The 12,415-nt window shown below is 71.0% G+C and carries 10 protein-coding genes and 1 pseudogene; 6 read left to right on the forward strand and 5 right to left on the reverse strand.

Features of this window, described 5'->3' with window-relative positions:
• The first annotated feature begins 16 nt into the window (after positions 1-16).
• The 3 genes and pseudogenes from QNA09_RS12225 to QNA09_RS12235 all read left to right on the forward strand — a co-directional run bounded on the left by QNA09_RS12225 (position 17) and on the right by QNA09_RS12235 (position 4,028).
• A complete protein-coding gene (locus QNA09_RS12225; protein ID WP_061064843.1) occupies positions 17-1,063 on the forward strand; it encodes a DoxX family protein in 1,047 nt (348 codons plus the stop codon).
• A gap of 172 nt (positions 1,064-1,235) precedes the next feature.
• Positions 1,236-3,475 (forward strand): annotated as a pseudogene (locus QNA09_RS12230) (ATP-binding domain-containing protein).
• A gap of 271 nt (positions 3,476-3,746) precedes the next feature.
• Complete coding sequence (locus QNA09_RS12235; protein ID WP_010595334.1) at positions 3,747-4,028, forward strand: DUF732 domain-containing protein; 282 nt, start codon at positions 3,747-3,749, stop codon at positions 4,026-4,028.
• 8 nt (positions 4,029-4,036) lie between these two features.
• Here QNA09_RS12235 and QNA09_RS12240 read toward each other — a convergent pair whose 3' ends face one another.
• The 3 genes from QNA09_RS12240 to uvrB form a co-directional block, all read right to left on the reverse strand.
• Positions 4,037-4,489: a universal stress protein gene (locus tag QNA09_RS12240; protein ID WP_010595333.1), complete on the reverse strand. Its 453-nt coding sequence runs from the start codon at positions 4,487-4,489 to the stop codon at positions 4,037-4,039.
• Positions 4,490-4,657: 168 nt separating this feature from the next.
• The gene (locus QNA09_RS12245) at positions 4,658-5,530 is read right to left on the reverse strand and encodes a hypothetical protein (protein ID WP_029540105.1); all 873 of its coding nucleotides are present in this window, start codon (positions 5,528-5,530) and stop codon (positions 4,658-4,660) included.
• A gap of 10 nt (positions 5,531-5,540) precedes the next feature.
• Positions 5,541-7,694: an excinuclease ABC subunit UvrB gene (gene uvrB / locus QNA09_RS12250; protein ID WP_010595331.1), complete on the reverse strand. Its 2,154-nt coding sequence runs from the start codon at positions 7,692-7,694 to the stop codon at positions 5,541-5,543.
• A gap of 194 nt (positions 7,695-7,888) precedes the next feature.
• Here uvrB and QNA09_RS12255 point away from each other — a divergent pair, with 194 nt between their 5' ends.
• Together QNA09_RS12255 and QNA09_RS12260 are read left to right on the forward strand one after the other, a co-directional pair.
• A complete protein-coding gene (locus QNA09_RS12255) occupies positions 7,889-8,497 on the forward strand; it encodes a DUF3267 domain-containing protein (RefSeq protein WP_026137900.1) in 609 nt (202 codons plus the stop codon).
• Positions 8,498-8,546: 49 nt separating this feature from the next.
• Positions 8,547-9,059, forward strand: coding sequence for a DUF402 domain-containing protein (locus QNA09_RS12260; protein WP_017681321.1), 513 nt, complete (start codon positions 8,547-8,549; stop codon positions 9,057-9,059).
• Between the two features lie 30 nt (positions 9,060-9,089).
• Here the strand turns inward: QNA09_RS12260 and coaE are convergent, their stop codons facing one another.
• Positions 9,090-10,307: a dephospho-CoA kinase gene (gene coaE, locus QNA09_RS12265; protein ID WP_026137901.1), complete on the reverse strand. Its 1,218-nt coding sequence runs from the start codon at positions 10,305-10,307 to the stop codon at positions 9,090-9,092.
• Positions 10,308-10,523: 216 nt separating this feature from the next.
• Here coaE and QNA09_RS12270 point away from each other — a divergent pair, with 216 nt between their 5' ends.
• Complete coding sequence (locus QNA09_RS12270) at positions 10,524-10,739, forward strand: hypothetical protein (RefSeq protein ID WP_010595326.1); 216 nt, start codon at positions 10,524-10,526, stop codon at positions 10,737-10,739.
• A gap of 172 nt (positions 10,740-10,911) precedes the next feature.
• Here the strand turns inward: QNA09_RS12270 and rpsA are convergent, their stop codons facing one another.
• Complete coding sequence (gene rpsA / locus QNA09_RS12275; protein ID WP_010595325.1) at positions 10,912-12,375, reverse strand: 30S ribosomal protein S1; 1,464 nt, start codon at positions 12,373-12,375, stop codon at positions 10,912-10,914.
• Positions 12,376-12,415 lie beyond the last annotated feature (40 nt).

Consider the following 12,415-nt stretch of genomic DNA (forward strand, 5'->3'; position numbering starts at 1 on the left):
TCACGGGAGGAAGCACATGATTGTCCGCAGAATCGCCCGCCCCATGCTTGCGTCGGTCTTCGTCGCCGGAGGCATCGACGCGCTGAGAGACTCGTCCACCAAGGCGGCGGCCGCGCAGCCGGGACTCGACCGGGCGGTGGGCATGCTGCCCGACACGGTGACGGGGAAGCTCCCGGACACGGTGAGCGAGAAGATCACGAACGATCCCGAGACGCTCGTGCGGATCAACGCCGCCGTGCAGATCGGGGCGGGTGCGCTGCTCGCGGTGGGCAAGGCCCCGCGGCTGGCGGCGCTCGCACTGGCCACCACGCTCGTCCCGACGACGGTGGCGGGCCACGACTTCTGGAACGTCGAGGACGCGGAGGCCCGCGCCATCCAGCGCACCCAGTTCCTCAAGAACGTGAGCCTGCTCGGCGGACTGATCATCACCGCGGTGGACACCGAGGGCAAGCCGTCGCTGGGGTGGCGCGGACGGCGGGCCGCACGACGCGCCCAGGAGGCCGTCGCCGGCGTCCTGCCCCATCAGGACGACGCCGCGGGCGAGGCGGTGACCGAGAGCCTGCACAAGGTGGCCGAACGGGTGCGGACCCTGTCGGAGGAGGCGTCGGAGAGGGCCGGCACCGCCCGCGAACGCGGAAGCCACCTGCTCGACGTCGCCCGCGAGCGCGGCCCGGAACTCGCCGAGGTGGCCCGCGAACGCGGCACGCACCTGCTCGACGTCGCCCGCGAGCGCGGCCCGGAACTCGCCGAGGTCGCCCGCGAACGCGGCACCGGCCTGCTCGACGTCGCCAAGGAACGCGGCCCCGAACTCGCCGAGGTCGCCCGCGAACGCGGCACCGGCCTGCTCGACGTCGCCAAGGAACGCGGCCCCGAACTCGCCGAGGTCGCTCGCGAACGCAGCGCGCTGCTGTGGGGCACGGCCCGTGAACGCGGCCCCGAGCTGGCCAAGGTCGCCCGGGAGCGGGCGCTGACGGCGGAGGAACGGTCCCTGCTGCGGGCCCAGCAGGCCCGGCACCGCGCCGAAGAGGCCCTCACCCGCGCCCGCCTGCAGCTGCAGCGCTGACCGCACGGTTCGGTCCCGCACCCGGTGATTCTGCGCGGGTGCGGGACCGGCACTAGACTTCTTGGGCACTTCGTCGCGGCGCACCCGTCGCCCCGTCCGACCCCGAGGAGACCCCTTGCCGGCCGATGGCCTGTCCCACCCCGACCATGAGCGTGAGCAGGTCTACCTGTCGATGCTGTACGGCCACCTCGACTCCATGCGGGCCTACGCGCAGACCCGCCTGAGCCGTGTCCTGCTCGACACTGGCGGCACCCCCCAGGCCCGCAGTGAGCGGGAGTCCTTCACGCAGCTGTACACCGAGGACATCGCGAAGTACGACGCGGCCGAGCACGGACTGTGCTTCGGCCGCATCGACGTCCGCGACGACGAGGACGGCGACGCGACGGAGGTGCGGTACGTCGGCCGCCTCGGCATCCTCGACGAGACGAACGACTACGAGCCGCTGCTGCTGGACTGGCGGGCGCCGTTGGCGCGGCCGTTCTACCTGGCGACGCCGGCGGCGCCGGAGGGAGTGACACGGCGCCGGCACATCCGGTCACGCCGCCGGGCGATCACCGCCCTCAACGACGAGTACCTCGATCTCGACGCGGCCCAGGCGCACGACGCGACCGTCTCGGCGGGCGGTGTCGCCGGCGAGTCGGCACTGCTGGCCGCGCTGAACGCCGCGCGCACCGGGCAGATGCAGGACATCGTCGCGACGATCCAGGCCGAGCAGGATGCGATCATCCGGTCCGAGCACAAGAGCGTGCTCGTCGTGCAGGGGGTCCCGGCACCGGGAAGACCGCCGTCGCCCTGCACCGGGCGGCGTTTCTGCTGTACACCTACCGTCGGCAGCTCGCGAAGAGCGGTGTGCTCATCGTCGGCCCGAACTCGACATTTCTGGACTACATCGGGCAGGTGCTGCCCTCCCTCGGTGAGACCGGCGTGCTGCTGTCCACGATCGGTGACCTGTACCCCGGGGTGCGTGCGACCGTGGAGGACTCGCTCGAGGCGGGCACCGTCAAGGGCTCCCTCGACATGGTCGAGGTGCTGAAGAAGGCGGTGCGGGATCGTCAGGAGGTTCCGGCGACGCCGATCCCCCTCGTCTTCGACACCTACCGGCTGACGCTCGACCGGAAGACGGTCACCCGGGCCCGCGGACGGGCCCGGTCGTCGCGGCGGCCGCACAACCTGGCCCGTCCGATCTTCGTCGCCGCGGTGGTGGACGCCCTCGCCGACCAGCTCGCGTCGATCATCGGTGCCGATCCGGTCGGCGGGGCGAATCTGTTGAGCCGCGAGGACATCGACGACATCCGTACCGAGATGCGGTCGGACCGGGACATCGTGGCGGCGATCGACTCGCTGTGGCCGCAGCTGAGCCCGCAACAGGTGCTCGCCGAGCTGTTCGCCTCGCGGGAACGGCTCGCGTCGGCGGCACCGGAACTCGACGAGAACCAGCGCGAGCTGCTGCTGCGCCCGACCGCGACGCGCGTGTTCAGCGCCGCGGACGCACCCCTGCTCGACGAACTCGCCGAACTGCTCGGAGTCGACGATGCCGCCGAACGCGAGCGGGCCGCGCGGCAGTGGCGCAGGCAGATCGCCGACGCGCAGGGCGCCCTGGACATCCTGACCGGGTCGGCGCCGCAGGATCTCGAGGACGACCTGGACCCGGAGATCCTGATGGCGTACGACCTGATCGACGCCGACCAGCTCGCGCAGCGGCAGGGCCGGTCGAGCCACGAGACCACGGCCGAGCGCGCCGCCGGGGACCGCACCTGGACGTACGGGCACGTGATCGTCGACGAGGCGCAGGAGTTGTCCGCGATGGCCTGGCGGATGCTGATGCGGCGCATTCCGAACCGCTGGATGACCCTGGTCGGGGACACCGCCCAGACGGGGGATCCGGCCGGGTGCTCGTCCTGGCAGCGGATCCTCGAGCCGTACGTGGCCAATCGGTGGAAGAAGGCCGAGCTGACCGTCAACTACCGCACGCCCGCGGAGATCATGGAGATCGCCCACGCGGTGCTCGCCGAGATCGACCCGCATCAGGTGCCGCCCCGCTCGGTGCGCGAGTCGGGATTCGCGCCGTGGGCCCGGCACGTCGTCGAGGACGACCTGCTCGAGGCCGTGTGCAGCGCCCTCGCGGACGACGACGGGCCGGGTCTGACCGCGGTGATCGCGCCGCACGAGCTGGCGGCGCAATGGGATCACCTGCGGTCGGATTCGGTGCGGGTGTCCACGGTGAGGGAGGTCAAGGGCCTGGAGTTCGACTCGGTGCTGCTGGTGGAGCCGGCCGCCATCGTGGCGGAGTCGCCTCGCGGGCTCAACGACCTGTACGTGGCGCTCACCCGCGCCACCCAGCGGCTCGGAGTGCTGCACACCGGGGAGCTGCCCGAGTCGCTGACGGCACTGGCGACGCCGGCCCGGTCGTGAGGGGTCGTCGATGTGCCGTGTCGACGTCCGCCCCGTCCCGGCAGGCGGTATGTTGCGGGCGAACGTGCGGCCGGTCGGAACGGGAGGCGGGGCGGTGAGGAAGGCGTGGCCTCGAAGGGATCGGACACGGAGGGATCGGACACGGAGGCACTGGACACGGAGGCACTGGACACGGCTCCTGGCAGGGTCCGGGCTCCTCGCCGCGGCGGTGGGATGCGCGGGGACCTCGGCGTCCGACGACTCCGGGCCCTCCGTCCCGGTGACGGTCCCGATGGCGGCCGCTCCGGTCGAGGCAGCGGCGCTGGACGGGCCGGCCCTGCGGTTCAAACAGGCCCTGGCCGAGGTGGGGCTGGCCGCCGGCGTGCCCGACGAGACGCTCGTGGCGCTCGTCCGCGGGACGTGTGCACAGCTGGCTGCCGGACTGCCGGAAGACCAGGTCCTCGGTTCGGTCCGGCCGGTCGCGGCCTTCGCGGCGTCCGTCTCGCGGGCGTCGTTGCAGGGCGACGATGCCGCCCGGTTCTACGTGGGTGCCGCCCGCGAGACGTACTGCTGACCCGGGGGTCAGCGCACGGTGTGCACGATGAGCACGTCCGAGGTGGACTTGCGGGCGAGGTCGGACGGGACGGACCCGAGCAACCGGCCGGTGAGGGTGTTCAGGCCCCGGTTGCCCACCACGAGCAGGTCCGCTTCCACTTCCGCGACCAGTTCGAGGAGCGAGTCGACGGGCGCCCCGACGACGGCCCGTTCCAGAACGTTCTGGGCGCCGGCCGCGTGTGCCTTCTCCCGGGCGGTGCGCAGGATGTCGTACGTGGGCGCCGATCCGGTCACCTGGTAGGCGTCGTCCCCGAGCACGTCGGCGGCGCGGGCGCTGTCCTTCGGATCCACCGGGTAGTAGGCGCACGCGATGACGAGGCGGGCCTCGGCGTCACCGGCGAGAGCTGCCGCCTTCTCGACGGCCCGGTACGACGACTCGGAACCGTCGGTGCCGACGACTACGGTCCGGTAGGCGCTCATGCAATCCTCCATGAAGTTGGTCGGGTCTGGCCGGCGGGCGACCGTCGATGCGTCCCCCCTCCGACTGCTGCGTAGACAGTAACGGCCGATCGGACGGGTCCGGCAGCCTTTGGGGTGGATCCCACAGACCTGCCGGCGTGCGCTCGACGCCACTGACCGCCGTTGACGTTACCGTGCGTCACCGTAACGCGGGCCGAACATCTGCGCGGGGAACACGCCGGACTCCACGAGGGCGTCCCGCCAGGGCAGCGCGAGCTCGATCAGCCGATCGGCCTTGCTCTCGCCCAGCGCCGCCCACGGCGCCGCCGCGAGGTCGTCGGTCAGGTCCTCGACGAGTTCGCGGACCTCGAAACCCTCGTCGGTGAGCTCACCGGCGCGGTCGAGCAGTCCGCGGGCACGCAGCGCCGTCGCCGCGGCAGTCCACTCCTCCGCGCTCCAACCGCGGCGCGCGCGGGCGAAGTCCTCGCTGAACCCGATGCCTGCGGCGGTGTGGGTGACGAGGGCTTCGATGCCGGTGAGTCCGGCGGTCTGCAAGGCGGCGACGTGCCCGTCACCGCGGTACTCGCGCAGCAGGGTCAGCGCGTGCCACAGAACCAGGTGCGGGGCGTCCGGCCACGGCAGGTCGGCATGCCCGGCGTACAGCGGCCGGCCCTCCGGCCCGGGGACCGCCCGGGCGGCGCTCGCCGCGAGTTCCGCCGCCTCGTGCATCTCCGGGGAGTCGAGCACCTCGGCACCGAGGATCCGGGCCAGTGCCTCGTCGATGCCGCGCAACCGGGCGGCGACGACGGCGTCGGGAGTGGCCAGCTGCCAGGCGCGCGGGATCGCGGACGCGACCAGGCGGGGACTGAAGTTGTAGAAGGTGGCGGTCACGACGCCGGCGCCGACGGCGCCGAGCGCGGCGGAACGCGCCGCGAAGTACCGCATCCGGCCGCCTTCGAGGCCGGTGTCGCCGAGGGCGGCGTCGACCTCGGGGGCGAAGTACCCGACGGAGTGGATCAGTTCGAGGGCACGGGCGGTGCGGCCGGCAGACTGTGGGTCCATGCCGCAGACGCTACGCGAGACCCGCGGCATCCATCCCGCGCAGTTCCTTCTTCAGGTCGGCGATCTCGTCGCGCAACCTTCCGGCCAGCTCGAACTGCAGCTCGCGGGCGGCGTTCATCATCTGGTCGGTCAGTTCCTGCACCAGGTCGGCCAGTTCGGCGCGGGGCATGGACTTCACGTCGCGGCCCTCGTAGACGCCGGCGCTCACGGCCCGACCGGATTCCCCCGGCGCGCGGCGGCCGCGGGAGGCGTTGCGGCCCGAGCCGCCGACCTCCACGGTGTCGTCGGCCTCCTCGTAGACCTGGTCGAGGATGTCGGCGATCTTCTTGCGCAGCGGCTGCGGGTCGATGCCGTGCTCGAGGTTGTAGGCGATCTGCTTCTCGCGGCGACGCTCGGTCTCCTCGATGGCGCGCGCCATCGAGTCGGTGACCTTGTCGGCGTACATGTGGACCTCGCCGGAGACGTTGCGCGCCGCGCGGCCGATGGTCTGGATGAGGCTGGTCGTCGACCGCAGGAACCCTTCCTTGTCGGCGTCGAGTATCGCCACGAGCGAGACCTCCGGCAGGTCGAGGCCCTCGCGGAGGAGGTTGATACCGACGAGGACGTCGTACTCGCCGAGCCGCAGCTGCCGGAGCAGCTCGACCCGCCGGAGGGTGTCGATGTCCGAGTGCAGGTAGCGCACCCTGATGCCGAGCTCGAGCAGGTAGTCGGTGAGATCCTCGGACATCTTCTTGGTCAGGGTGGTCACGAGCACCCGCTCGTCTCGCTCGGCGCGTTCGCGGATCTCGTGCACCAGGTCGTCGATCTGGCCCTTGGTGGGCTTGACCACGACCTTCGGGTCCACCAGCCCGGTCGGGCGGATGACCTGTTCGACGAATTCACCGCCGGCCTGCCCGAGTTCGTAGGGACCGGGGGTGGCCGAGAGGTACACGGTCTGGCCGATGCGTGCGGCGAACTCCTCCCAGGTCAACGGGCGGTTGTCGACGGCCGAAGGTAGCCGGAACCCGAACTCGACCAGGTTGCGCTTGCGCGACATGTCCCCTTCGTACATGGCGCCGATCTGCGGGACGGTGACGTGGGACTCGTCGATGACCAGCAGGAAGTCCTCCGGGAAGTAGTCGATCAAGGTCGCCGGCGCGGAACCGGCCGGCCGGCCGTCGATATGCCTCGAGTAGTTCTCGATGCCGGAGCAGAACCCGACCTGCCGGATCATCTCCAGGTCGTACTGGGTGCGCATGCGCAAGCGCTGCGCCTCGAGCAGTTTGCCGCGGTTCTCGAGGTCGGCGAGCCGGTCCTCGAGTTCGGCCTCGATGCCCGTCACGGCCCGTTCCATCCGTTCCGGTCCCGCGACGTAGTGGGTGGCCGGGAAGATCCGCAGCGAGTCCACCTTGCGCACCACGTCCCCCGTCAGGGGATGCAGGTAGTAGAGGGCATCGATCTCGTCGCCGAAGAACTCGATGCGCACGGCGAGCTCCTCGTAGGCGGGGATGATGTCGACGGTGTCGCCCTTGACTCGGAACGAGCCGCGGGTGAACGCCATGTCGTTGCGGGTGTACTGCACGTCCACCAGCAGGCGCAGCAGGGCGTCCCGGGGCACCTCCACCCCGACCTCGAGTGCGATCGAGCGGTCCAGGTACGACTGCGGCGTGCCCAGGCCGTAGATGCACGACACCGACGCGACCACCACGACGTCACGGCGGGAGAGCAGCGCCGAGGTCGCCGAGTGCCGCAGCCGTTCCACGTCGTCGTTGATCGAGGAGTCCTTCTCGATGTAGGTGTCGGTCTGCGCGATGTACGCCTCGGGCTGGTAGTAGTCGTAGTACGAGACGAAGTACTCGACGGCGTTGTGCGGCAACATCTCCCGTAGCTCATTGGCGAGCTGGGCGGCGAGGGTCTTGTTCGGGGCCATCACCAGGGTGGGGCGCTGCACCCGCTCGATCAGCCACGCGGTGGTGGCCGACTTGCCGGTGCCGGTGGCGCCGAGCAGCACCACGTCCTTCTCCCCCGCCTGCAGGCGGCGCGTGAGTTCGTCGATCGCGGCCGGCTGGTCCCCGGCGGGTTGGTGGTCGCTGACCACCTCGAACCGGCCCTCGGTTCGTTCGATCTCCCCCACCGGGCGGAACTCGGAGTGGGCGACAACGGGATGCTCGCTTGCGAACGCCATGGGAACCAGGGTAGGCGGCGGCACCGACAATGCCGATCGGCGGCGGGGACCCGGTGCGTGGCCGCCGGGACACGGAGTCGTCCGCCGGGACACGGAGTCGTCCGCCGGGCATGATCGGTCGGACCGGCCCGCCGTCCACCGCCGGCTCTCGTCGGACAGTCCGTCCGGGAGACCGCGACCTCCAGGGGGTACCCGTGAACGCTCGCAACGATCCGAAGCCCGCGGTGGCGCCGCCACCGGACTACCGGGTCCACACCCGGCTGGACCTGAAGAACGACACGCGGGCGGTCGCGGCCGTGCGGACCGTCCTCGTTCTCACCGTCGCCGTCCTCTTCGGCGCGGCGGTACTCCTGGACCTGCCGCTGCGGAGCGGCTGGGGCACGGCGCCGACGGTCGTCGTCACCGTCGTGGCGTGTCTCGGCTACCTGGCGGTGCACGAACTGACCCACGGCCTGGTCTCCCGGATCCTCTCCGGTGTGCGTCCGACGTACGCGGTGCGGTTCCCCTTCCTGACGACGGGCAGCGACGCCTGGCTCACGCGGAACGCGGCCGTGACCGTCACGCTCGCTCCCGTGGCGCTGTGGGGCGCGGTCCTGGTGGCCCTGCTGTTCACCGTGCCCGTCGACGTCGTTCTCACCGTCTTCGTCGTCACGGTGGTGAACTTCGCGGGGTCCGCCGGCGACTACGTCCAGGCCGGCGCGCTGTGGCGGCTGCCGGCCTCCGCGCTCGTGCAGGACAACGGGCACGAGACGACGACGGCGGTGCCGGCCGGGCCGACGCCGGCCGGGCCGACGGGCCGGTAGGTCCGGCACCGTCGGGTTCGCCGGGTCGGACCACAGTAACGTTCAGGTCATGTCCGAGGCGAAGCTCCACCACGTCAAGGTCGAGACCTTCGACGTGGCCGCGCATACCAACGTCGACCCGAAGGGCTTCGTGCGGAAGGTGGAGGTGTATCGCGTCGAGCAGTGGGGTCTGTACATGGCACGGCCCGCCGACCACCCGCAGTTCGGGTATCTCGAGTCGTGGCTGCTGCCGGAGCTGGGCCTACGTGCCTCGATCTTCCACTTCCGGCCCGGCTTCGAGCGCGACCAGGACCGGTACGTCGACATCGGCGAGTTCTGGCGCGAAGGGGACGTGTGGCATTCGCGTGATCACTACCTCGACCTCGTGGTGCGCACCGGACGCGACACCGCCGTCGAGGACGTCGACGAGTTGCTCGCCGCCGCGGCGGCGGGTCTGCTCGATCCCGGGACCGCCGAGCGCGCGGTGCAACGAGCGTTGCGGGCGGTCGACGGCATCGCCACGCACGGCCACGACCTCGACGCGTGGCTGGCCGCGCTGGCCATGCCGATCAGCTGGCGCTGAGCCGCCGCTCAGCCGTCCCCGGCCCGCGCGTCAGGCCGACCATCCGGTCTGCTCGGCCCATTCCCGGGCACGCGTGGAGGCGCCGTCGAACCAGGGCGCCTTCTCCTCGGCGTAGACCGCAGCAGCCTCGGCGGGGTCGTGGCGGGCCGCCGCGTCGCGGGCCGCGGCCCGCTTGATCTCGGCGTACTCGGTGGCCGCGTCGGAGTCCGCGCGCAGCCAGTCCCGCAGCAGCAGCGCGAACTGCTGGCCCGGCCAGCCCTGCACCCGCAGGTGCACGTACGCGGGCCGGCCCGGGTCGGCACTGCCGTGCAGTCGCATGCCCCACACCGCCGGATCGGTTTCGCCGCCGGCACCGTACGACGGCTGTGGCTCGTCGTGGTCGACGTGGGCGATGCGGGGAAAGCCGGCCCCGGCCAGGGCGTCGTCGAGCGCCTCCGCCGCGGCGAGGTCCGGCACGGTGATCTGCAGGTCGAGGACGTCGACGGCGGCCAGACCGGGCACGGCAGTCGAACCGATGTGGTCGATCCGCAGCGCGCGGCCCCCGGCGGCGAGCGCGAGCCGGGCGATCAGCCGTTGCGCCTGCCGGTGCCAGTCCGGGTTCGGATCGACGAGCACCGGCGCCGGCCGCACGGGGACGCGGCCGCGCAGGTTCGCCTCGAACGGCACGAGCCGCTCGGTCCACAGCCTGCGCACGGCCGCGGCGAGGACGTCGCGCTCGCCGTTGTTGTCCAACCAGACATCCGCTGCGGCACGGCGCTGTTCGTCGGTGGCCTGGGCGGCGATGCGGGCACGCGCATCGTCCTCGGGCATCGCGCGTAGTTCGACCAGACGGCGCAGCCGCTCGTCGGCGTCGGTGTGCACCACGGCGACGAGGTGGAACGCGGGCGCCATGCCTCCCTCGACGAGCAACGGGATGTCCTGCACGACGACGGCGTCGGCCGGGGCGGCGGCGACCAGCTCGGCGGTGCGTGCCCCTACCCGGGGGTGGGTGATCGCGTTGAGCACCGCCCGTGCCTCGTCGCTGGCAAAGGCCTTGGCGGCCAAGGCGGGCCGGTTCAGGGATCCGTCCGGCAGCAGGATGTCCTCGCCGAACGCCGCAGCGAGTTCGGCCAGGCCCTCGGTGCCCGGCGCGACGACTTCGCGGGCGATGGTGTCCGCGTCGACGAGCACCGCCCCCAGCGCGACGAGTTCGTGGGAGACGGTGGATTTGCCCGCCCCGATACCTCCGGTCAGTCCGAGTCTCAGCACGCCGACCAGTGTCGCATCACCGGCCCGGCGGCGGGACACCGGCCGGTCGTCACACTGCAGTCACAGCAGGGTCACAGAGAGGTCGCGACCTGCGGTTTCGGCGGCAACACGCCGATCGCACCGGTCTCACCTGCCCCAGTATCATCGGCGCGTCGGATATCGTCGGACCGAGCGTCCGACCACCGTCGTTACCCGCCCCACTCGAGAAGGCACCGCATGCGATCCTCCCCTCAGCTGCCCGGTCGGCATCGTCTCGGCATGGAGAACGGTGTTCACTGCATCCTCATCCCCGAGGTGGCCGCCGCGCTCGCCGAACACCGGCGAAACTGGTTCACCATGCTGCTCAGCAACGCCCGCCACAGCCAGGCGGCGATACGCAAACGCGCCGCCGAGCTGCCGGCCCAGTGGGCCACCACCCCGGCGGTGAGCTGACCAGTTCCGGCCCCGGTCGGCGCGACGCACACCACTGTGGCCCCGCTCCTCGTGGAGCGGGGCCACAGTGGTGTCCGGCACCGGTGCCCGCCGCCCTTCCGTCCGCCCATTCCGGGCGGCACACGCGAGGGGCCCCGCACCGGATCGGTGCGGGGCCCCTCGATCGAACGTGTCAGGCGTTGCCGGACAGCTTCTCGCGCAGCGCGGCGAGCTGCGCGTCGCTGGCCAGCGAACCGCCGGTCGACTCGGCGACGCCGGTCTCCGCACCCGTCTCGGACGAGTAGTTGCTGCCGGAGACACCCGCGGCGGCCTCGGCGGCCTCGTCCGCAGCCATCTTCTCGATCTGAGCGGTGTGCATCTTGTGGCGACGCTCGGCCTCCGCGTAGCGGGACTCCCACTCCTCGCGCTGCTTCTCGAAGCCCTCGAGCCACTCGTTGGTCTCGGGGTCGAAGCCCTCGGGGAAGATGTAGTTGCCCTGCTCGTCGTAGCTGTCGGCCATGCCGTACTTCGACGGGTCGAACTCGGCGTTGTAGTCCTCGTTCGCCTGCTTCAGCGACAGCGAGATGCGGCGACGCTCGAGGTCGATGTCGATGACCTTGACCATCGCGTCGTCGCCGACGGCCACGACCTGGTCCGGAACCTCCACGTGGCGCTCGGCCAGCTCGGAGATGTGCACCAGGCCCTCGATGCCCTCCTCGACACGCACGAACGCGCCGAACGGAACCAGCTTGGTGACCTTGCCGGGGACGATCTGGCCGATCGCGTGGGTCCGGGCGAACTGACGCCACGGGTCTTCCTGGGTGGCCTTGAGCGAGAGCGACACCCGCTCCCGGTCCAGATCGACGTCGAGAACCTCGACGGTGACCTCGTTGCCGACCTCGACAACCTCGGACGGGTGGTCGATGTGCTTCCAGGACAGCTCGGAGACGTGCACCAGGCCGTCCACCCCGCCCAGATCGACGAACGCGCCGAAGTTGACGATGGAGGACACGACGCCCTTGCGGACCTGGCCCTTCTGGAGCTGGTGCAGGAACTCGCTGCGGACCTCGGACTGGGTCTGCTCGAGCCAGGCGCGACGCGACAGGACCACATTGTTGCGGTTCTTGTCGAGCTCGATGATCTTGGCCTCGATCTCCTTGCCGACGTACGGCTGCAGATCGCGGACGCGACGCATCTCGACGAGCGAGGCGGGCAGGAAGCCACGCAGGCCGATGTCGAGGATCAGGCCGCCCTTGACGACCTCGATGACGGTGCCCTTGACGGCCTCGTCCTTCTCCTTGAGCTCCTCGATCGTGCCCCACGCGCGCTCGTACTGCGCACGCTTCTTCGACAGGATCAGGCGGCCTTCCTTGTCCTCCTTGGTGAGAACCAGGGCCTCGACCTCGTCGCCGACGGAGACGACCTCGTTGGGGTCGACGTCGTGCTTGATGGAGAGCTCACGGGACGGAATGACGCCTTCGGTCTTGTAACCGATGTCGAGCAGCACCTCGTCGCGATCAACCTTGACGATGGTGCCTTCCACGATGTCGCCATCGTTGAAGTACTTGATCGTGGCGTCGATGGCGGCGAGGAAATCCTCGGCGGAGCCGATGTCGTTGACGGCTACCTGCGGCGAGGTGACGGTGGTGGAGGGCATGTGTTGAGTTGCTCCGGACGGGTTGGTAGTCGGTTGATGA

The sequence above is a fragment of the Rhodococcus sp. AH-ZY2 genome (assembly GCF_030916465.1).
Taxonomy (GTDB): Bacteria; Actinomycetota; Actinomycetes; order Mycobacteriales; family Mycobacteriaceae; genus Rhodococcus; species Rhodococcus ruber.

Bases quoted from the DNA above. Each gene is read 5' to 3' on its own strand.
- QNA09_RS12260 (WP_017681321.1), top strand. From the start codon at position 8,547: ATGTCCGAGGCGAAGCTCCACCACGTCAAGGTCGAGACCTTCGACGTG.
- QNA09_RS12270 (WP_010595326.1), top strand. From the start codon at position 10,524: ATGCGATCCTCCCCTCAGCTGCCCGGTCGGCATCGTCTCGGCATGGAG.
- QNA09_RS12245 (WP_029540105.1), bottom strand. From the start codon at position 5,530: ATGGACCCACAGTCTGCCGGCCGCACCGCCCGTGCCCTCGAACTGATC.
- rpsA (WP_010595325.1), bottom strand. From the start codon at position 12,375: ATGCCCTCCACCACCGTCACCTCGCCGCAGGTAGCCGTCAACGACATC.
- QNA09_RS12225 (WP_061064843.1), top strand. From the start codon at position 17: ATGATTGTCCGCAGAATCGCCCGCCCCATGCTTGCGTCGGTCTTCGTC.
- QNA09_RS12235 (WP_010595334.1), top strand. From the start codon at position 3,747: ATGGCGGCCGCTCCGGTCGAGGCAGCGGCGCTGGACGGGCCGGCCCTG.
- uvrB (WP_010595331.1), bottom strand. From the start codon at position 7,694: ATGGCGTTCGCAAGCGAGCATCCCGTTGTCGCCCACTCCGAGTTCCGC.
- QNA09_RS12240 (WP_010595333.1), bottom strand. From the start codon at position 4,489: ATGAGCGCCTACCGGACCGTAGTCGTCGGCACCGACGGTTCCGAGTCG.